At 65.1% G+C, this 22,621-nt stretch carries 9 protein-coding genes; 2 read left to right on the top strand and 7 right to left on the bottom strand.

Going from position 1 to position 22,621, the window contains the following annotated elements; all coding sequences use genetic code 11:
• Nucleotides 1-115: 115 nt before the first annotated feature.
• Nucleotides 116-1,474 carry a polyamine export protein PaeA gene (gene paeA / locus PSO31014_RS16020; RefSeq protein WP_150552522.1) on the top strand — a complete coding sequence of 453 codons (1,359 nt, stop codon included), beginning with the start codon at nt 116-118 and terminating at the stop codon, nt 1,472-1,474.
• On the opposite strand, the gene recD is transcribed toward paeA, so the two are convergent.
• From recD to recC, 3 genes are read right to left on the bottom strand one after another with little or no spacing between them, the layout of a single operon-like run.
• The gene (gene recD / locus PSO31014_RS16015; protein WP_150552521.1) at nt 1,425-3,569 is read right to left on the bottom strand and encodes an exodeoxyribonuclease V subunit alpha; all 2,145 of its coding nucleotides are present in this window, start codon (nt 3,567-3,569) and stop codon (nt 1,425-1,427) included. The genes paeA and recD overlap by 50 nt on opposite strands.
• Entirely contained in the window at nt 3,566-7,402 is a 3,837-nt protein-coding gene (gene recB, locus PSO31014_RS16010; protein ID WP_150552520.1) for an exodeoxyribonuclease V subunit beta, read from the bottom strand. The genes recD and recB overlap by 4 nt, the downstream gene beginning before the upstream one ends.
• The gene (gene recC, locus PSO31014_RS16005) at nt 7,399-10,824 is read right to left on the bottom strand and encodes an exodeoxyribonuclease V subunit gamma (protein ID WP_150552519.1); all 3,426 of its coding nucleotides are present in this window, start codon (nt 10,822-10,824) and stop codon (nt 7,399-7,401) included. Before recC ends, recB begins: the two co-directional genes overlap by 4 nt.
• Before the next feature lie 256 nt (nt 10,825-11,080).
• On the opposite strand from recC, the gene PSO31014_RS16000 reads away from it, so the two are divergent.
• On the top strand, nt 11,081-13,303 hold the full coding sequence (locus PSO31014_RS16000) for an FUSC family protein (RefSeq protein ID WP_150552518.1): 2,223 nt from the start codon (nt 11,081-11,083) through the stop codon (nt 13,301-13,303).
• Nucleotides 13,304-13,380: 77 nt separating this feature from the next.
• On the opposite strand, the gene PSO31014_RS15995 is transcribed toward PSO31014_RS16000, so the two are convergent.
• From PSO31014_RS15995 to PSO31014_RS15980, 4 genes are all read right to left on the bottom strand, one after another.
• Nucleotides 13,381-14,019: a response regulator gene (locus PSO31014_RS15995; protein ID WP_150552517.1), complete on the bottom strand. Its 639-nt coding sequence runs from the start codon at nt 14,017-14,019 to the stop codon at nt 13,381-13,383.
• Between the two features lie 505 nt (nt 14,020-14,524).
• On the bottom strand, nt 14,525-16,231 hold the full coding sequence (locus tag PSO31014_RS15990) for an efflux transporter outer membrane subunit (RefSeq protein ID WP_246176710.1): 1,707 nt from the start codon (nt 16,229-16,231) through the stop codon (nt 14,525-14,527).
• Nucleotides 16,224-19,364, bottom strand: a complete 3,141-nt coding sequence (locus PSO31014_RS15985; protein ID WP_150552516.1) for a multidrug efflux RND transporter permease subunit — start codon at nt 19,362-19,364, stop codon at nt 16,224-16,226. The genes PSO31014_RS15990 and PSO31014_RS15985 overlap by 8 nt, the downstream gene beginning before the upstream one ends.
• Nucleotides 19,361-22,543: an MdtB/MuxB family multidrug efflux RND transporter permease subunit gene (locus PSO31014_RS15980; RefSeq protein ID WP_150552515.1), complete on the bottom strand. Its 3,183-nt coding sequence runs from the start codon at nt 22,541-22,543 to the stop codon at nt 19,361-19,363. The genes PSO31014_RS15985 and PSO31014_RS15980 overlap by 4 nt, the downstream gene beginning before the upstream one ends.
• Nucleotides 22,544-22,621: the final 78 nt, after the last annotated feature.

Below are 22,621 nucleotides of genomic sequence, written 5' to 3'. Positions count from 1 at the left end.
GGCCCGCCGGGCTTGTTTTGAAATGTCTCCCTGCCCACCGGACCCTTTCCCTTGCTCATCGGTCCGGCCAGCGTTGCGGCTGTGTACCCGCCTTCGCATTTACAGGGATGACAACATGAGTGGTTACGGCTTTCTTTTCAGTATCTTCGTGCTGGTTCTCGCCAGCGCATTCTTCTCAGCCGCCGAAATCTCGTTGACCGCCGCCAAGCGCACCAAGCTGCACGTGCTCATCGAAAAGGGCAACCCGCAGGCAATCAAGGTGCTCGCCCTCAAGGGGCAGCCGGGCAATTTCTTCACCGTTGTGCAGATCGGGGTGAACGCGGTCGCCGTGCTCGGCGGCGTGCTTGGCGAGAGTTTCCTGACCGGCTATCTGTTCGCATGGCTCTCGCCGCTGACCGATCAGGCGCTGGCCTTGCGCCTGGCGGGCATTGGCTCGTTCCTGTTCATCACGATCGCTTTCATTCAGTTCGCCGACCTGATTCCCAAGCGTCTCGCAATGGTCAACCCCGAGCGTGTTGCCATGGGCATCATCGATCCGATGTTGCTGTGCCTGAAAGTGCTGCGGCCCCTCGTCTACCTCTTCAACGGCGTGGCAAACCTGTTTCTGCGTCTGTTCAAGCTGCCGACGCATGCCATCGAGAACATTACGTCCGAAGACGTCGCGGCGATGGTCGGTGCGGGCGCCCAAGCTGGCGTGGTGCGCAAGCAGGAACTCCATTTGATCGAGAACGTCTTTGAGCTGGAATCGCGCACCGTCGGCTCGGTCATGACATTTCGCGACGACGTGGTGTACTTCACCATCGCCGAGGACGAGCGCAGTATTCGCGAAAAGATCATCCAAAGCCCGCATTCGAAGTACCTCGTGTGCCGGGACGAAATCGACAACGTGCTCGGCTACGTCGACTCGAAGGATTTGCTCCAGCGTATTGCGAGCGAAGACCTGTCGAGCGTGATTCGCAATCTGGACCGCCTTTATGCGAAGAAGCTGCTGGTGATCCCCGACACCCTGAATCTTTCGGAAGCGCTGGCCCGCTTCAAGGAAACCCGCGAAGGCTTTGCCGTCATCATCAACGAATACGGTCTGGTCGTCGGTGTGGTGACGCTCAACGACATTGTGGGCGCGCTCATGGGCAACGTGATTCACCCGGCGGACGAAGATCAGATCGTGCAGCGCGACGAGCACTCATGGCTCGTGGACGGTGTCACGTCGGTCGAGGATGTGAAGAAAGCACTCGATATCGACGAGCTTCCTGGTGAAGGCGAATTCGAGACCATCGCGGGATTCATGATCTACCAGCTCAAGCGCATTCCGAAGAAATCGGAAGCCACCGAGGCCGCGGGTTTCAAGTTCGAAGTGGTCGACATCGACAACTACAAGATCGACCAGTTGCTCGTCACGCGGCTGGGCTCGGTGGCCGAGGCCGCTATCGCGGCTGCGACGGCGGCGGCGCAGACACCGAAGGAGGCATCGTAGCCAGCACCTCCATCAACCGGTCGGTCAACCCGCCATCGCGCTGCGTGGGCCGCGCGATGGCCGACGCGATGACCTGCCACGGCGCGTAAAGCCATACCTGACGGCGCGCCCGCGTCACCCCCGTATAGATCAGCTCCCTCGACAGCACCCGGCTCGCCTGTTCGGGCAGCACCATCGCCACGCGTTCGAATTCCGAGCCCTGCGACTTGTGGATCGTCATGGCGAATGCGGTTTCGTGCGCCGGCAGACTGGCTGGGGAATATAGGCGGTACCCCCCATCCGGCGTGGCAAACGCGACGCGCAACGTGCCGGACGGTCCGAGCGGCAATGCGATGCCAATGTCGCCGTTGAACAAGTTCAGCGCGTACTCGTTCTGCGTTACCAACACCGGGCGCCCGGCAAACCAAGCGCCGCCGCCGGCCCCGAGCGCCATGCCGGCTCGACGCGCGAGCACCGCCGTCAGTTGCGCGCCGAGCAACTCGACGCCGCGTCGCCCGCCACGTGTCGCGCACAGCACGCGAAACTGACCGAACGCCGCAAACACCGGCTGCGCGACCATGGCGACATCGGCGGCGGTGACCGCCGCCGGATCGCCGAGTTGCCCGATCGTCGTTACCGCGTCGGCCAAGGCGGCGAGATAGGCCGAATACCCGTCCGCCAGCGTGTGCAGACTGGCGGGGGACAACTGCACGCCGCCGTCCTCACTGAACATCACGCGGTCGGCGTCGCTTGCCGCTGACGCTGCCCCTGAATCGATGCCGGCGAGCGCCCCATCGTCCGCAAGGGTGCAGGCCTTGCGCGCCTCGATCACTTTGCCCGACTTGATGGCGGTTGCCAGGCGACCAATCGCAGAATTTTCCCCGAAGCGATAAGTACGCTCCAACCAGACGACGGTGTCTTCCAGCCCTCGCGACACTCGGGCGCTTCCTCCGGCCGCATCCGGGGCGCCGTTCCCAACGACGGCAGCCAACGGCCCCGACCGGGGCGGCGCATCGACGGGCCATTCGAGCGCGGACAACAATCGCCCACGCATGTCCGGTGAGAACATGCGTTGCGCGCTCAACTCCCCGAAGACGGCCCCCGCTTCAACCGCCGACAACTGATCCTTGTCGCCCAACAGGATCAGGCGTGCGCTTTCCGGCACTGCTTCGAGCAATTGCGTCGCCATCGACAGATCGATCATCGACGCCTCATCCACGACGATCAGATCGTAGGGCAGCGGGTTGCCCGCGTGATGGCGAAAACGCCGCCCAGCTTGCTCGGCCGACTCCGGCAAGACACCCAGCAGCCGATGCAACGTGACCGCCGCCTCGGGCAATGCCCTGCGCACCGTTTCCGGGAGATCCCGACGGGCCGTCAACGCCTCCTGCATGCGCTGCGCCGCTTTCCCCGTAGGCGCGGCGAGCGCCACGCGCAGGTTGGCGTCTCGCTCGAGCAGGCAGGCGAGCAACCCTACTACGGTGGTCGTCTTGCCGGTGCCGGGTCCGCCACTGAGCACGACCAACGGGCGTTGCAGTGCCAGCGCCGCCGCCGCCATCTGCCAGTTGGGTTCCTGCTGCCCGTCGGACGACACAAGCGCGCCTTCGCCAAAGTAACGGTGCAGACGAGCGCGATCCGCAGCGGTGACCGGTGTGCGTTCGGTCAGCGACAACTTACGTCCGAGCGCCGTCGCCAGCCGCGCCTCATAGCTGTAATAACGTGCGAGATAGAGGCGATCGTGGTCGTCGAGCAATAGCGGGAAGGCGTCGGCCTGCGCGTCGCCAGTGCGTGCCAGCGCCAAGCTGGCGGGGGCACACAAACCGCTGGCGAAGAGCGCCTCGCGCCAGACGGACAAGGCGGGCGCGTCCCCCGGAAACAGTTCGCCGCTGGCTTGCCCGTCGAGCAGGTTATCGAGCGGCACGCAGACGTGACCCTCGGCCGTGGCGAGGCTCACCGCGAGGGCGGCGCGCCACACATAGCGGCACGTCGGCTCATCCGCCCCGCGACCGCGCGCGAGCAGTGCCATTCGACGCGCGAACCCCTGCGCCAATCGCACCACGCCGCTGTCGGCCAACGGTGCGCCGGCCACGCCCCCGCGATCTCGTCGCTCGCTCATGCGCCCTCTCCGTCGGCAGCACCCACGTCGTCACCCTGAACGTCCAGCGACAATGCTTGTGTCAGTGCAGCGTTGTCGCCCGAGGCAAACAGCCGGTCGAGGGCGCCGACCATCTCGCGCGACGGCTTGTCGAAGAAGACCCCCGGGACATCGTCACCGGCCAGATGCGCACTCGCCCAGTCAGGCCGAACGCCCCGGACAAACAGGTAGAGGCTGCCCCCCATATCGCGGTCGTATTCGTAGTCGGGTAATCGGCGTTGCAAGTAGCGATGCAACGCCAATGTGTAGAGCAGGTATTGGAGGTGATAGCCGTGCTCGGCCATCGCTTCGCGCAGGCCGTCGGCGCCGTAGTTTTCCGGGGCAGTGCCGAGGTAGTTCGACTTCCAGTCCAGGATCCACCACTGGCTGCCGTGCCGGAACACCAGATCGATGAACCCCTTTAGGTAGCCTCGCAGCACCGTGGCGTCGAGCGGCAGGTCCGGGTAACCGAACTGGCGCAACACCCCGCGCAACGCCTCGAGCGACACGGCATCGGCCGGATACGTAAATTCCATTTCGGTGAGCCGTTCGGTCATCGCCACGTCGGCCAGTTGCATACCCGGTCGCAACGGTGTGGCGAGCGTATCGGTCAGCATGCTCATCATCATGGCGCGCCACGTATCGTTGTGCTCGGCTCCGCGCCCAGGCGGGCGCTCGCGCAAGGCTCGAGCAACGGCATGCGGCCATTGCGCGCGCGCCTGGAAATCAGCCAGTTCGAACACACGGTGCAAACTCTCGCCGGCCGCCGGTCCGCGCGGAAAACGAAGAATGTCGTCGGCAGGCGGCCAGGCATCGTCTCCCTCGGGCGGCAGAGCGAACGTCGGCCCGGCATTGGCCTGCGCATCGTAATCGGGACGTGTACGCTCCGGCGCACTGAGTTGACCGCCGCCCAGTTGCGGACCGGCATGCATCCCCGCCAACAGCCCCGAGAAGCTCCCGATTCGCCAGACTTCGCGCAACGCGCGAGCGCTCGCGCGCGGGGTGAGTTGCGGCGCCGCGTCGTGAACAATACGCGTATCGGCCTCCAACGCATCGCCCATTGGCAACGGCACCACGGCAAGTGGGCCGCCGACCAGCGCCTTCCATGCCGACCGGATCGCGGCCACCCGCTCGTTGGTATCGAACGTCGAGGAGACCCACGCATCGAACGTACTCCCTTGCCCTGCTGCGAGCCAATTGAGCATGCCGCCGCACGCCTCCTTCACGCTGCGTCGCGACGCATAAATGCCGGCCGCCAGGTAACAACGGTAGACCGCGCGCGTCAGCGCTACGTACAACAACCGCGCCTGCTCGGCCGATTGCTCCTGCCGTAGCGCGGCGGCGGCGGGCGACCCCTTACCCGCCGCATCGGTGAAGTCGATGACGGCCGAGGGACCATCGTGATACTCGAGTCCGTCGAGACTCCCACCGTCGCGCAGCGCGCCGTCCCAAAGAAACGGACAGAACACCACGCCGTACTCAAGCCCCTTCGACTTGTGAACGGTCACGATCTGTACCAGATTCTGATCCGACTCGAGACGCAACTGCGCTTCTTCACCGCCGCTCGCATTGCGCTGCGAGGCCAGCCAGCGCAGCAGCGCCGGCATGCCGGGCTGCTCGGCCCAGCGGGCCTGCGCAAGCTCTGCCAAATGCATGAAGTTCGTCAGACGCCGCTCGCCGCCGGACTGTGCGACCAGACGTGCCGCGAGGCCCAACTCGCGCATCAACGTGCGCCACATCGCCGAGAAGCCACGGTCGATCCACAACTGACGATAGCGTTGCAACCGCTCGATCCACGCGATCGCTTCGGTGTCGGAGGCTTCGCTGGTCTGCATGCGATACAACGCCGTGGCATCGAGCCCGAATAGTTCCGTCGCCAGCGCAGCGCGCAGCGCCCGCACGTCGCCGGGAGACTCCACCGCCCGCAACACCCGCAACAGCGTTTGCGCCTCGTCACTGGCAAATACCGAATCCTGCGTCAGCTCCACGCTGCCCACCGCGTGCTCGGCAAGCATCGATTTCATCAGCGCCCCCTGCCGGTGCGTCTGCACGATCACGGCAATATCGCCCGGTGCCAACGCGCGGTCGCCCACGCGAATGTCACCGCGCGACGCACCCGCGAGCAAGCGCGCCACCTCGGCCGCCGTCGCCCGCGCACACGCCTGCTGCGCATCGTCCTTCGACAGCGGTTCGTCATCGTCCGGCAACCACCAGACAGTGAAGTCGGCCACTTCACGCGCGTCCGTGAACGGCGCACGCTGCCGCGCCCCCGCGCGCACCGGCGGATACTCGAGCCCGTCGAGCACGAACGCCCGGTCGTTGGCCCCGAACAGGCGATTGCCCGCCTCGATGATGGCCGGTGTCGAGCGTTGATTCACCGCCAGTGTGTACGCCGCGTCGGCGTTCTCGCGCGCGGCCAGATACGTATGCAGATCCGCTGCCCGGAAGCTGTAGATCGCCTGCTTCGGGTCACCCACCATGAACATCGGCCCGCGCCCGACGTTCGATGAGGTTGCCTCCCGCTGCCCATATACGGCGCTGAAAATGTCGAACTGCAGCGGGTCGGTGTCCTGGAACTCGTCGATCAGTGCGCAAGGGTATCGCTCGCGCAGGGCCTCGGCCAGATCGGGGTGCTGGTTCAGTGCCCTTGCAATATTGCCAAGCAGGTCGTCGAACGACACCACACGCAACTCGCGCTTGCGAAGCGCCAACTGGTCGGGGGCTTGCATCAGCCACTCGCGCAACATCCGCAGCCACAGCATCGCATAACGCGCGTGCGCGTCGGCGCGCGCTTGCACCAGCGCATCGGCCATGCCGAAGAACCGGTGATCGGGCGGCGTCTCGCCCTTTTTGATGTCCTTGGCGAGACGCGTGGTGGTGAGCAATTCCGCCTTCGGACTCAACGGCGACCCGGCATCGCGCGCGCCCAGATAGCGTTCCCAGGCCGATATCGCTTGTGCGAGCGATGCCTCGTGATAAATGTTCTTCTTGTACGACGGCAACGCCGCGCGCATCAGATCGGTAATTGCAGCGGCCTCGGCATCCCAGCACTCGCAGGCCGCTGCATAGGTCGCTGCATAGGTCGCGAACCACCCCGAGTCCGACGACGCTTGTTCGCCCGCGTCGACCGCCGCCGGCCAGCGCAATTCCGACATCGGTTTCTTCAGCCGACGCGCCAACTGGTCGGTGAGCGTGCCAGGCGAGCGTTTCGCATCGACCAGCCACGCAGCGAAGCCGTCGTCCTGCGATGCCAGCGGTTCGACCACACGGCGCCAGAATTCGACCGCGAGGTCGTGACGCACACCGTTGTCGTCCGGCACCAGCTCATAGGCGAACGGCAATCCGGCCGCAAACGGCACCTCCGCCAGGGCACGTTGGCAAAACCCGTGAATGGTGTGAATCGACGCCTGATCGAAGCCGCGCAATGCCGTTTGCAGGCAATCGCGAATGGCCTTCGGCGTCATGTCACCCCGCTCGATCAACCCCGCGATCATGACGTTGAACAACGGATCGTCGCTGGCGTCCGGATCGAAGTCGGCGACATCGTCGTCCTCGCCCTCCTCGTCGTCGAAGACCGGTGCCATTGCGGCCACCAACGCAGCCAGCCGTGCGCGAATCCGCTCACGTAATTCCGCCGTGGCGGCGTTGGTGAAGGTGACGACAAGAATCTGCTCGACCGTCAATCGCTTCTCGAGCAGCAACCGCACGTACAGCGCGCATATATTCCAGGTCTTGCCGGTGCCGGCCGACGCTTCGATCAGGCAAACGCCGTCGAGATCGCAACTGAAGACGTCAAGGTCGATGAGCTGCGTCATGCGCCCTCCGCCACGTCAAGGTGTTGCACCAGAGGGCCGAGCAGGAGATTGGCGAGAGAATCGAATGGCGGCGCCAGCGGATCCTCCACCCCGCGCCAGATCAGTCGCGTGTACGGGTCGTCCGCGTCGCCCCGCGCGAATGCCGAACCGAGCCACGCGCTTTGCGCCTCGCCCAGCTTGCCGGTGCTCGCCAACTTCCAGGCACTTCGCGCGAAGAATGGCAACGGCCGCGTCTGACCGAGGCGGTATAGCGCTACCCATTGCCCCAACAGCGTCGCCGCGTCCTCCACCGGCCGCAACGCGAACGTCTCGTCTTCGCCGTACCAGAGCGTTCTGGCGGCCACGTCCAGCCCGGCCTGCTCGGGCTGCTGGAGATGCGCACAAAGCGCCAGATGGGCCAGCCATGCGGCAAGCAGATCGCTCGGACGCACGCTGCCGTATCGATACATCACCAGCCCATAGCGCGACACCGGGGCCAAGCGCCCCTGCAACAGGCATTCCGCGCGCAACGTAGCATCGCCGTGCCACGCGGCGTCCGTCGATTCGCGCCATGACGGCGGCAGCGCCGGCGTCAAAGGCAGCGTCACCAGCAGCTCCTGCGTGCCTTCCGCCTGCGCGTCTCGCACCTGCGACGCCAGCGCGCGCAGGCCGCCCAACGCTCTGCGGCGCCAGACGGCACCGGTCGCCCCGCCTGGCAACTCGTGACTGACCTTCGCAATACGCTCAATGGCGTCGGCATGCGCGCGTGCATCGTGCCCGTCGCGTTCGTCGGGGCGCATCAGGCGCGGCAGCAGACGCGCCGCCAGCGCGTCGCGTCCGGCCCAGTCGAGCACGAACGGCTCTTCGTCGTCGACCTCCGTGAGCAGTTCGCCGAGCGAGAGTCCCAGCCGGTCACGCGCCCACGCTCTGCCGGGATGACGCCAGAAACGCAGCAGGTCGTCCAACGTCAAATGGGTTTGTACGATCGCCGGTAACGGTTCGTGCACGAATGGCGCGGCGGGCGCGTCCGGTGCGGGGGACGCCAATTGATCCGCCAACTGCTGTGCCGCCTCACCGTTGGCCACGTCGTAGCTGTAGAGCGATGGGTCGTGCCCGTCGAAATACGCCGGCGAAAACGGCTGAAGCGGATGCGACACGGCAAGCCGCTCGCGGGCTTCGCGCTGATCGTCGAGGCTGTACCCCTGGGAGACCGGTGCCAGCAACTGCCCGGCGAAGTCGAGCAATTCGTCCACGGCCGTCGATGGCGGCAGCGGCGCATTGTCGCGCACGCTTCGGCCCGTGTAGGTCATCAGGAACCGGTCCTGCGCGCTCAACATCAGATCAAGGAAAAGATTGCGCTCGTCGTCGCGCCGCTGGCGATCGCCACGTTGCGGCAACGCGCGCATGAGGTCGAATTCGTCGGCGCGCACGCGCCCCGGCAGCACCCCGTCGTCCATGCCGATCATGCACACCACCCGGTACGGCAGCAGGCGCAAACTGGGGATCGCCGCAAATGTCACACGTCCCGATGGCACGCCGCCACGCGTCGGATCGTCGAGGGCATTGGCCAACACGCGCGCCACCACGTCGACCGGCACCTGCACTTCGGGCGCGCCATCGGCAATGGCCGAGCCGATCTGTTCGATGGCCACACGCACCTCGGCCACATCGTCGGCAAAACGGGGCTCGTCGGAAAAGAATTGCTCCAGCATCGCCAGCAACTGATCGCGCCACGCGAGTCCCGTGCGGGTCGTTTGCAGCGTGACGACGGTGGCGTCGAGATCGTCGACGAGCCGCGCCAACTGCCCGAGCCATTCGGCACGCCCGCCCTCGATTCCCCCGACAGGAAGCCAATCGTCGACCGGCAAGGCGTCATCGGGCAAGGCGTAGCCGAGAAACAGCCGCATCATTGCGTCGCCCAGGGTGTGCCGCTCCAACGCCGGCGAGACATCGGCCCCGGTCGGCGCGCACGCCTGCGGCGCGTCGAGGCGCAGCAGGGCGTCACCGCGCCAGCCGCGTCGTGCACCGGCGGCATGCAACCAGTTTTGAATGGTGTCGAGCCCGTTGCCGCCGAGATCGTAGCGTTGTGCGATGGCCTCCGTGCGCGCCAGTTCCACCAGACTCGACACCGCCACCCGCTGCTGCGCCAAGGCCAGGATGGAGGCGAACGCACGCGCGACGGGATTGGTCCGCGTCGGCGGCAACCCGGTCACCAGATAGGGAATGCGAGGTGTTGCCGTACCAAACACGGCGTCGATCAGCGGAGCCGCGCGCCCGAGATCCGGCACGGTCACGAGCACATCGTCGGGACGCAAATCGGGAATCTCGTCGAAGCATGCCAACAACCGGTCATGCAGCACTTCGATCTGACGCGCCAGGCTATGGCACACATGCACCTGCACCGACCCGTCGACGCTCACGCCATCGGGCGCGCCGTGACGGCCGTCGTCCAACGTGAGAATGCCGTTTTGCAGGGCAGCGAGCAGCGTCGGCGCGGGATTGGGCTGAAACAGCGCCCGATCCTCCACCGCCTGAGGTGCAAGGTCGGCATACAGCGCATCGATATGCGATTGCGTCTGGCGCCCCCATTCGGCGAGCAACGGATGCCCCACTTCCCGATGCGCCCCCCCATCGCGCCGCGCCAGATACGACAGTCGTGACGGCGGCACGATGTCAAACCAATAGCTCTCGCACGGATTCAGGACGTACAGGTGCACCTCGATCAGACGAGACATCGCCTTGAGCAGCGCCATCGAGAGCGGCGGCATCGACGACAGCGCGAACACCGACACACGCGACGGCCATCCGGCAGGCACGGTCTCCGGCGTCAATGCCTCGATCCGGTCGATGGCCCGCAACGTCGGGTGACGCTCGCGAATCTCCAGATGCGCCAACACCTGCCGCCACAAGGCGCTCTGCCACACTTCGTCGGCACGCTGCGTCTCACCCCAGCCCGTGGCGGCCCCCGGCGCGATCGTCTCCCCGGATTGCCAGCGCTCGAGCCAGTTCGGCCGATAGGTCAGATATTGGTCATAGAGATGCGCCAGTCGGTCGGCCAACTCGAAGCGCATGACATCGTCCGCCCCCGCCAGATAGCCCGCCAATCGCGGCGAGGCGTCCCCCCACGGCTGGGCAAGGCACTGATACAGCGGCCAGACGAGCCGGTCCGGCGCAAACGGCGAACTCTCGGGCACCGCGACCAGTTGCCCCGCCATGTCCCACAGCCACTGGGCGAGATAGGTCAGACGAACGTTGGCACACACGCCGAACACATCGGCATAGTCCAGCTCGAGCCGGCGCCGCACCGCCACACTTGGCACGACGATGGTTTCCGTCTCGAACGGATTGCCGGATTTCCCCGTGCTGCCGGGCGCCTGGGCGAGATCGCGCAACAGGGCGGCTTCAAGGGTGGTGAACCGGTTGGAAAAGAATAGGTGGAGCATGCGGGCGTGGCGGCTGAGCGAGTCTGTTCGCAAGCATAACAAAAGCCTCCTCGCGAAGCCCATCGGGCAGATCCGAAAACTTGCCCCGTCATGAGTGTCGGCGGCATCGCACGTCGCTGCCCGTCGGTCGGCACGGGGGGCGTCACCGGCAGTATCCCCTCTTCGCGCCACGCGGGGCTTCGGCTAGACTCTGTCTGCACCGCGCCCTACCCCCGCCGCGCGGCCAGCTTTGCTGCGGAACCCTCGCACCGGACGCATGGACTACCAGACCGATATCAAGAAGTTCCTCTTCAGCCATTACTTTTTCACCGGCACCCGCCAGGCCTTGGGGGTCGTGCTGCCGGCGCTCGTGCTGTTCTGGGGGATGGACCAGCACCTGCTCGGCATCGAGGTCGCCTCGGGGGCGCTGTGCGCGAGCGTGGTCGATATCAACGGACCGCTGCGTCACAAGCACGCGGAACTGCTCAGTTGCACACTGCTCGGCGCCCTTACGGTACTGATCACCGGCATGGCCACCGCCGCACAGCCGTGGCAGCTCTGGATCACGTCGCTGATCCTGACGTTCGGTCTGTCGATGCTCGTGATCTATGGCTATCGCGCGTCGCTCGTGAGCTTCGCCTGCCTGATGATGATGGTGCTCAACGTCGAGGGCGATCTCACCCGGCATCAGGCCGTGCTCGATGCCGGCGCCGTGCTCGCCGGCGGCCTCTGGTACACCTACTTCAGCCTCGTCGTCTGCCGCGTCTGGTGGTTTCGCATCGAACAGCAGACGCTGGCTGAGTGTTTCTTCGTCACGGCGCAGTATCTGGAAGCCAAGGCGGCCTTCTACGACACGTCGACCGATATCGACGAATGCTACCGGCGACTGATCGCCGCGCAGGTCAACGTCGTGGAAAAGCAGCAGGCGGCGCGCGAGATCATTCTGCGCAACCTGCCCCGCTTGCGCACCGGCACGCTGGAGCCGCGCCGCACGATGTTGTTCAACCTGTTCATCAACATCGTCGACCTGCATGAGGTCGTGGTGTCGGTGCACACCGACTACCCGATGCTGCGCCGGGCGTTCGCCGACCACGACGTGCTCCTGTTCTTTCGCGACATGATCCGAAAGATCGCCAATGAAGTCGATGCCATCGGCTATGCCATCGCCACCAACGAACCGTCGCGAGCGCAGCGCAGTTGGCGCGCGGAATTGCGGGCCATCGAGTACGAGATCGAACTGATGCGCAAGCAGTCGCTGCCGCAGCGCGCACCCGAAGCCTATCAAGCGCTGACGAGCACCTTTCGCCGTGTCTGGAGCAGCACGCGTGTCGTGGAACGCATGCACCGCAACACGAATCTCGCCACGGCGGGGACGGCCACCGAAGTCCAGATCGATCAGGCGCTCGTACGCTTTACCTCACGACAGAGCTACTCTCCGAAATTGCTCTGGAAGAATCTGACTTTTTCCTCACCGAGCTTTCGCCATGCCTTGCGGGTGACGATCGCCATCACGGCCGGAATGATCATTTGCGAGAACTGGTCGCTGCTCGCGGGGCAGGCACATAGTTACTGGGTGTTGCTCACGATCATCGTGATTCTGAAGCCCGGCTTCAGCCTGACCAAACAAAAGAACGCGCAGCGTCTGACCGGCACGCTGGTGGGATGCGTAAGCGTGTTGGTCATTCTGGCTTTCGTGCACAAGGCGTGGGTGCTGCTCGCCCTCATGTTCTTCTGCATGGTCATGGGTAACAGCCTGTCGCTGTTCAATTACGGCCTGTCGGTCGTGTTCATGTCGTCCTATGTGCTGTTGCTGTTCCACTTCCTGCTCCCCGGGTCGCTGTCGGTGATCGGCGAGCGCGCGATCGACACGCTGATCGGCTCCGCCGTGGCGCTGGTGTGCTCGTATCTTTTCCCGTACTGGGAATACCGCCTGATGGGGCCGCTTATCCGGCAGGCGGTGCAGTCGACGCGCACGTACCTGGAATCGTGCACCGGCCGCGACGGCAAGCGCGACGACCTCGCCTACCGCATGGCGCGCAAGGACATGCACATCGCGTTCGGAAATTTCGGCGCGGCCTTCAGGCGCATGATGCTCGAGCCCAAGTCCAAACAGGTCTCGGTCGGGGAGCTCAACGATCTGCTGGTGCAGAACCATGTAATGGCGTCGTACATCACGGGGATGTCGGACCTGCTACCGCGTCAGATTGCAGCGGACAAGAGCGGCGAGCTGGCGCAGGTCGTCTCCGCGATCAGCGATCTGCTTTCGCAGGCCGTGGCGGCCCCGGCCGCGTCGGTGCCGACGGATGCGCAGGCCGCGAGCGAAGCGATGCGCGACTACACGCGGCGCCTCGATGCACTGGTCGTGGCCCAGGAGCAGCAACCCGACGCGCCGGAGGCCCACGTGCAGGAAATCAAGCAAGTGGTGCATCAGCTCAAACAGATGCTCCGCGCGGGCGAGTTGATCCTGCGCGATATGCGGGCCATTCGCCTGCCGGCCTGATTGCGCGCGGGGCATCGCTGCCCCACCGCCCAGTCGCCCCCTCGCCCCCGCCACCCGCCCGGGGGGCAACGGTTCCCTCACGCGATGCCCGTGCGCGTGGCGTAGTGATACAGGTCGACGTCGCGGTCCAGCCCAAGTTTGCGCATGGCGTTGGTCTTCTGCGAGCTGACCGTCTTGACGCTGCGACTGAGCTGGAACGCGATTTCGCTGATGGTGAGCCCAGAGACGAACAACCGAACCACCTCCACTTCGCGGCCCGAGAGCTTCGACGCGTCGATCTCGGTATCGTCGACCACCGAGTCGTGCAGCCGCGTCGCCAGTCCTGCCGGAATATAGCGGCTGCCGTCCGCAACCACGCACACGATATCGGCAATCGAACTCTGCTCGTCGAGCTTGGAGAGAATCGAATGCACGCCGAGCTTGAGCATGCCGCGAAGAATCGCCAGGTTTTCCAGCATCGTCACGACGATGATCTTGATGTGCGGGAAATACCGGCGCACGTAGCCGATCAGAAACAGTCCGTCCTTGAAGTTTCCCCCTGGCATTGAAAAATCGGTCACGAGAATGTCGCATGGCGCCTTGGCCAGCAAATTCACGAGTTCTGACGAATTGGCCGCCTCGCCGACCAGATGAATCATTTCCCGCTCTTCGAGCAGACGTCGTATTCCATAGCGCACAATCGGATGGTCGTCCGCGACCACGACATTGATCGTCATCGTTGCCTCCTCCCCTTATTCGTCATCTGGCAGTACCGTCATCGCCGCACGACACGTACGGTGCTTCGCGCCTGCCATTGCCGCGAAGCGAGTCCATTCTGGCAAAAAGGGATCATCCCGACCGGCTGGGAAACGTCACATACACGATGCGCACGGGCCGCCTTGCCACGCGGTGTGGTCAATGCGCGCGCGCCCCGCATGCTGCCCGATAGAGCGGGTACTGCGACCTAACTACTTGACGGGGCTCGCCCGGAGGTGAAATTGCTCAGACGTCCGGCAACGCAGTCTGTGCTACTCGCGTTACCGGTATTCGGACGATTCGCGGCGAGCGCTTCCGACATTCCAATCTCGAAGTTCGGAATTACCTTAAACACCAACGCCCGATTTAGTGATCGGCTCGTTGTGCGCGTCGGAATATGCGTAGTTGGCGCAGGGAGACATGCCGAGGGGGTGCCGGTCGAGGATCGACTCGACCGGCACGTGGCGAGGGGGTTCGGACGGCGCGTTACTTCTGCCCGTCGCGGCCGTCGGCAGGGCTGGCGCCGGCGGAGGTTTTCACTGCCTGCGGTGCGCCAAGGCTGTCGCCTGCGGACGACAATCCATGCCAGCCGCCGCCGAGTGCGGTCACGAGCAGCACGTTGGCCGTGAACTGACGGCCGAGAATCGTCAGCGCCGTACGCTCCGTGGTGTACGCCGTCGTCTGCGCCGTCAACACGTTCTGGAACCCGACAGTGCCCGCCTTGTACTGATTGAGGATGAGTTGCAGCGCCTCGCGCGACGACTGCACCGCCTGATTCTGCACGGCAGCCTCGCGGCCCAGATAGTTCAGCGCGGCGAGGTTGTCTTCGACCGCCTGAAACGCCGTGAGCACCGTCTGACGGTAGGTCGCGACCTGTGCGTCGTACGCCGCGATGGCCGCGTCGGTCTGCGCGCGACGCAGGCCGCCGTCGAAGAGCGTGGCCGCCAGCGCCGGGCCAACCGACCAGAAGCGGCTCGGCAGCGTCAGCCAGTCGGCGAAGCTGCTGCTTTGGAATCCGCCCGTCGCCGAGAGCGAAAGCGTCGGGAAGAAGGCCGCCTTGGCCACGCCGATCTTCGCGTTCGCCGCCGCCACCGAGCGTTCGGCCGCCGCAATATCGGGCCGCCGTTCCAGCAAGGTCGACGGCAGGCTCACCGGCGCCATCGGCAAGGCAGCGCGCAGCGGCGTCGGCGCGAGCGAGAACACCGCCGGCGCCTTGCCGACGAGCAGCGCGATCGCATGCTCCAGTTGAGCGCGCGTCACCTCGATATCGAGCGCCGAGGCCTGCGCCGATTGCAATTGCGTCTGCGCCTGAATCACGTCGGAGCGCTGCGCCACACCGACGGCGTATTGATTCTGCGTGAGCTTGAGCGTTTGCTCGTAGGCGGCAACCGTACGGTCGAGCAGCGCCTTCTGCGCGTCCGTTACCCGCAGGTCGAAATAGTTCTGCGCGAGTAGCGCCTGCGCCGACAGACGTGCATTGGCCAGATCCGCCGCGCTCGCCTCGGCGCTCGCGTTGCCGGCCTCGACCGAGCGGCGCACGCTACCCCAGATGTCCGGTTCCCAGCTCGCCGTGCCCGACAGGCTGTAGCTGTTCGAGATCCCGCCCGCGCCCGATCCGCTCACCGCCGAGCTGCTCACGCGCGAGCTGGCGCGCGTGAGTCCGGCGTCGGCGCCGATTGTCGGAAAGAAGGCAGAGCGCGCCTGCGAGGCCACGGCCAGTGCTTGCCGATAGTTGGCCTCGGCAACCTTGATGTTCTGATTGTCGACGTTGACCTGCGCCATCAGGTCGGCGAGCACCGGGTCCTGATAGATCGCCCACCACTCGCCCTTGGACGCCGCGTCGCTGGGCTCCGCGAGCTTCCAGTCGCCGGTCTCCTTGAACGCTGCCGGCGTGTCGATGGTCGGACGCACATAGTCCGGCCCCACCGCGCAGCCCGCGAGCCACAGCACGGCGCTTGCCGCAATCCACGTGGCGGCGCGACGCAGGCGCGGCGACGTCGTCGCGCCTCGCCCTTGCCGCGCAACCACAGCGGCGCCGGCGGGCGAATGAGAACCAACGGAGGCGACTTGACGATTCAGGTTACGGGACATGGCACACAGCGGCCCTTCGGCCAGAACAGAAGTTTCAGAAGACGCCTCGTGACGCGACGCCCACGGACGCGCATAACGCAAGCGATGAGCGGCATCAACCATGCCCCACCTCCCCAACGTCGCCCCGGTCACCTCGACCACGCGCACGCCATCGTGCCCAGCGCAGCCGCAAGCGATCGAGATAGAGGTACACGACCGGCGTCGTATAAAGCGTGAGCACCTGGCTCACGAGCAGGCCGCCCACGATGGAGATCCCCAGCGGCTGACGCAGCTCCGCCCCGTCGCCCGCACCCAATGCGAGCGGAATCGCACCGAGCATGGCGGCCATCGTCGTCATCATGATCGGGCGAAAGCGCAGCACACACGCGTGGTAGATGGCCTCGCGCGGCGGCATGTTCTGGCGCCGTTCGGCATCGAGCGCGAAGTCGATCATCATGATCGCGTTCTTTTTCACGATACCGATCAACAGAATCACCCCGATCAGCGCGATGATGCTGAACTCGGTATTGAAGAGCAGCAACGCGAGCAACGCCCCGACCCCCGCCGACGGCAGCGTCGACAGAATGGTGAGCGGATGGATGTAGCTCTCGTAGAGCACGCCGAGCACGATATATACCGTGAGCAGCGCAGTCAGAATGAGTATCGGCTGCGACGACAAGGCCGACTGGAACGCCTGCGCCGTGCCCTGGAAGCTGCCGTGCACCGACGTGGGCATGCCCAGCCGGCCCACGGCATCCTGGACCGAGGCTTGCGCCTGCGACAGCGACACCCCCGGCGGGAGGTTGAACGAAATCGTGCTCGCCGCGAACTGCCCCTGATGCGAGACCCCCAGCGCCGTGTTCGTCGGCCGATACCGCGCGAATGCCGAGAGCGGCACCTGGGCCCCCGCCGAGGTCACCACGTAGATGTCCTTGAGCGACTCGGGGCTTTGCCACCATTGCGGCGCGACTTCCATCACGACCTTGTACTGATTGAGCGGGTTGTAGATGGTGGAGACCTGCCGCTGCCCGAACGCATCGTTGAGCACGTTGTCGATCTGGCTCATCGTCAGACCGAGGCGCGACGCCTGATCGCGATCGACGTCGAGTGTCGTCTGCAAGCCCTTGTCCTGCTGGTCCGTGTTGACGTCGACGAGATTCGGCAGGTGCGAGAGCGCATTGCGCACCTTTGGCTCCCACTCGCGCAATTGCTGCAGATCATCGGCCTGCAACGTGTACTGGTACTGCGCGTTACTCGCCCGCCCGCCTACGCGAATGTCCTGCACGGACTGCAGATAAAGCATTGCGCCAGGCTCCTTGGCCAGCTTGCCCCGCAATCGCGCAATCACCTGATCGGCCGAGATTTTGCGCTCGCCCAGCGGCTTGAGCGTGACGAACATCAAGCCGCCGTTGCGGTTCGATCCGCCGGTAAAGCCCGTGACGGTCGACACGTCCGGATCGGCCTGCACGATCTTGATGAAGTCGGCCAGCTTCTTTTCCATCGCCTGGAACGAGATCGCCTGATCGGCCTGAATGAAGCCGATCATCCGCCCCGTGTCCTGCTGCGGGAAAAAGCCCTTCGGCACGACGGTGTAAAGCCAGACGTTCAGGCAGATGGTGGCAAACAGAATCCCCAGCATGAGCGGCCCATGGCGCAACGCCCACGAGAGCGAGCGTTCATATTCGCGCAGCATGCCGTCGAACATGCGCTCGGTCCATCCGCCGATCCGTGCCCAGACGGACGCGCGCGGCGGCGGCTCGGAGGCACCCCGCGCAGGCTTACCCTTGAGCAGACGCGCGCACATCATCGGCGTTGCCGTGAGCGAGACGACCAGCGAGACCAGGATAGCGGCCGAGAGCGTGACGGCGAACTCGCGGAACAGGCGCCCCACGATGCCGCCCATGAGCAGCAGCGGGATGAAAACCGCCACCAGCGAAATGCTCATCGAGAGCACCGTGAAGCCGACTTCGCGCGTGCCCTTGAGCGCGGCGGCGAACGGACTCAGTCCGTCTTCGATATGGCGGGAAATGTTCTCGAGCACCACGATGGCGTCGTCGACCACGAAGCCCGTCGCAATGGTGAGCGCCATGAGCGACAGGTTGTCGAGACTGAAGCCGCACAGGTACATGACCCCGAATGTGCCAATCAGCGAGACGGGCACCGCGACGCTCGGAATAAGCGTGGCGCGCCAGTTCCGCAGGAAGAGGAACACCACCATGATGACGAGCGCAATCGAAATCAGCAGCGTGCGCTCGACTTCCTTGAGGGATGCCCGGATCGTCGGCGTGCGGTCCATCGCCACGTCGAGATTGATGGCCGCCGGGATCGAGGCGCGCAGCACCGGCAGAATCTTGTTGATACCGTCGACGGTGTTGATGATGTTCGCGCCGGGCTGCGTCGTGATGATGAGCACCACCGACGGCTTGCCATTGACCGAACCGGCGTTGCGCAAGTCCTGCACCGAATCGACCACGTCGGCGACATCGGACAGGCGCACCGGACGGCCGTCCCGATAGCTGACGACGACCGGCAGATAGTCCTTGGCCGTCTTCGCCTGATCGTTGGCGAGAATCTGCCAGCGCTGATCGCCCTCTTCGAGCGCGCCCTTCGGCCGGTTTGCGTTGGCGGCCTGAATCGTCGTGCGCACCGTCTCGAGCGGGATCTGGTACTTGTTGAGCGCCGTTGGGTTGAGTTCGACCCGCACCGCCGGCAGCGAACTGCCGCCCACGGTGACATCGCCCACGCCGTCGAGCTGGGAGATCTTCTGCGCGAGGATGGTCGACGCGGAGTCGTACATCTGCCCGCGCGTCATGCTGTCCGATGTCAGCGCAAGAATCATCACCGGCGCGCTCGCGGGATTCACCTTGCGATAGGTCGGGTTGCTCGGCAGACCCGACGGCAGCAGGCTGCGCGCCGCGTTGATCGCCGCCTGTACGTCGCGCGCCGCGCCGTTGATGTCGCGCGAGAGATCGAACTGCAGCGTGATGCGGGTCGAGCCCAGTGTGCTGTTCGACGTCATCTCCGTCACCCCGGCAATCCGACCGAGCGAGCGCTCCAGCGGCGTGGCCACGCTCGCGGCCATCGTCTCGGGACTCGCGCCGGGTAGCGACGCCGAGACGGAGATCGTCGGAAAATCGACCTGCGGCAGCGGAGAGACGGGCAGCAACCCGAACGCGACGATGCCCGCCAGCGTCACCCCGACGGTGAGCAGAACGGTCGCGACCGAGCGCTTGATGAAGACAGCCGACAGGTTCATCGCGCTGGGCCGCCTGTGGTGGCCGGGCCGTCACTGCCGCCGCCCGGCGTGCCATGATCGCCGTGCCCCGGATCGTCCGGCGGCCCCGAGGTGCCGAAACGCCGATCGCGCCAGGCGCGCGCCCGAGCGGCCAAGCGGTCGAACCACAGGTAGATCACGGGCGTGGTAAAGAGTGTGAGCACCTGACTGACCATCAGCCCGCCCACCATGGTGATCCCGAGCGGCTGGCGCAACTCGGACCCCACGCCCGAGCCAAGCATGAGCGGCAGCGCCCCCAGCACAGCGGCCATCGTCGTCATGAGGATCGGACGAAAACGCAGCAGACACGCCTGATAGATCGCCTCACGCGGCGCCATGCCCCGTTCGCGCTCCGCCTCGAGCGCGAAGTCGATCATCATGATGGCGTTCTTCTTCACGATGCCGATCAGCAGGATGATGCCGATGATCGCGATGATGCTGATGTCGTTGCCCGAGACCATCAGGGCGAGCAGCGCGCCGACACCGGCCGACGGCAGCGTCGACAGGATCGTGATCGGGTGGATGTAGCTCTCGTAGAGCACCCCCAGCACGATGTACATCGTCACGACCGCCGCGAGAATCAGCCACAGCGTGTTCGAGAGCGACGCCTGGAACGCCTGCGCCGCGCCCTGGAACGTCGTCTGCGTGCTCACCGGCAAGCCGATGGACGCCTCGGCCGCGGTAATCGCCTTCACGGCGTCGCCGAGCGACGCGCCCTTGGCGAGGTTGAACGAGATGGTGGCGGCCGGGAACTGGGCCTGGTGATTGATCGCCAGCGGTGTCGGCTTCTCCACGATCTTCGCGAACGATGTGAGCGGCACCTGTACCCCCGAGGTCGACGCAACGTAGATGCCCTTCAGTGCGTCGGGGCCGCGCTGGAAATCGTTACCCACTTCGAGCACCACGCGGTACTGCGACGCCTGCGTGTAGATCGTCGAAATCAGTCGCTGGCCGAACGCGCTGTAGAGCGTCTGGTCGACGGCGGCCGGCGTCACGCCCAGGCGGCTCGCCGTATCGCGATCGATGTCCACGTACGCCTGCAAGCCATTGACTTGCAGGTCGCTCGTCACGTCGGCCAGTTGCGGTACGTGTTGCAGCTTGTCGACGAGCTTCGGCACCCAGATGCCGAGCGTATCGAGACTCGGATCCTGCAGCGTGAACTGATATTGCGTTCGGCTGATGCGGTCTTCGATGGTCAGATCCTGCACCGGCTGCATGTAGAGCGCGATGCCGGGCACGTTCGCCACCTCGGGCTGGATGCGGCGGATCACGGCCGAAGCGTCGAGTCCGCGCACGGCCTTGTCTTTCAGATTGATGAGCAAACGCCCGCTGTTGAGCGTGGTGTTCACCCCATCCACCCCAATGAACGACGACACCGATTCGACGGCCGGGTCCTTGAGCACGGCGGCGACCAAGGCCTGCTGGCGCTCGCCCATCGCCGCGAATGAGATCGACTGCGGCGCTTCGGAAATCCCCTGGATCACACCCGTGTCCTGCACCGGGAAGAAGCCCTTCGGCACCCACAGATACAGCAATACCGTGAGCACAAGCGTGCCTAGCGCGACGAGCAGCGTGGCCGTTTGACGATCGAGCACCCATGAGAGCCACTCGCCGTACTTCGCGATGATCCGATCGAACATCTCGCCGGTCTTGCGGTAGAACTTGCCCTGCTTCTCCTCGGGCACGTGACGCAGCAGCTTCGCGCACATCATCGGCGTAAGGGTGAGCGACACCACGGCCGAGATCAGGATCGACACCGCCAGCGTGATCGCGAACTCGCGAAACAGGCGCCCGACGACGTCGCCCATGAACAGCAGCGGAATCAGCACGGCGATCAGCGAGAACGTGAGCGAAATGATGGTGAAGCCGATCTGTTCCGCGCCCTTGAGCGCCGCCTGCAGCGGCTTTTCCCCCTGCTCCATGTAACGCGCGATGTTCTCGATCATCACGATGGCGTCGTCGACCACGAAGCCCGTCGCAATGGTGAGCGCCATGAGCGTGAGGTTGTTGATCGAGAAGCCGGCGAGGTACATCACACCGAACGTGCCGACGAGCGAGAGCGGCACGGCCACGCTCGGGATGATCGTCGCCGAGACGTTACGCAGGAACAGGAAAATCACCATGACCACCAGGGCCACCGCGAGCAGGAGTTCGAACTGCACGTCGGAGACCGAGGCGCGGATCGTCGTGGTGCGGTCGGTCAGCAGCTTCACGTCGATGCTGCCGGGCAGCGAGGCCTGCAACTGCGGCAGCAACGCCTTGACCCGGTTGACCGTCTCGATCACATTCGCGCCCGGCTGACGCTGCACGTTGAGCACGATGGCCGGCGTAGTGTCGGCCCACGCGGCAAGCTTGGTGTTCTCCGCGCCGTCGATGACGTCGGCAATGTCGGAAAGACGGATCGGGCCGCCGTTCTTGTATGCGATGACCAGATTGCGATACTCGTCGGCCGACGCGAGCTGGTCGTTGGCGTCGATGGTCGAGGCACGCAGCGGGCCGTCGAAACTGCCTTTCGCCTGGTTGACGTTGGCCGCCGCGATGGACGTGCGAACGTCCTCGATACTCAGCCCGTACGACGTAATCGCACGGGGATTGACCTGAATGCGCACCGCCGGGCGTTGGCCACCCGAGAGGCTCACCAGACCGATGCCGGGCAGTTGCGAGATCTTCTGCGCCACACGTGTGTCGACCAGGTCTTCGAGCTTGGGCAGCGGCAGGGTCTTCGACATGATCGCCAGCGTCAGGATCGGCGTGTCGGCCGGATTGACCTTGCTGTAGATCGGCGGCATCGGCAGATCGGTGGGCAGCAAGTTGCTGGCGCTGTTGATCGCGGCCTGCACTTCCTGCTCGGCAACGTCGAGCCCGAGATTGAGCGAGAACTGCAACGTGATCACCGACGCGCCGCCCGAACTGGTCGACGACATCTGGTTCAGGCCCGGCATCTGGCCGAACTGACGCTCCAGCGGGGCCGTCACCGACGAGGTCATCACATCCGGGCTGGCGCCCGGATAGAGCGTGACCACCTGAATGGTGGGGTAGTCGACTTCCGGCAATGCCGAGAGCGGCAGCAGACGGTAGGCGACGAAACCGGCAAGCAGGATCGCCACCATCAGTAACGAGGTGGCGACCGGTCGGAGAATAAACGGGCGGGACGGATTCATTGGCTACGTCGAAGGGTGTTTCTGGCGGCCGTGGGCCGAGCATGGGTGGGGCGTGGGCACGCGATATCGTGCGACGTC

Source organism: Pandoraea soli (genome assembly GCF_902459595.1).
GTDB lineage: Bacteria > Pseudomonadota > Gammaproteobacteria > Burkholderiales > Burkholderiaceae > Pandoraea > Pandoraea cepalis.
The sequence above is the reverse complement of the archived record's forward strand: the minus strand, read 5'-3'. Positions and strand labels throughout refer to the sequence as shown.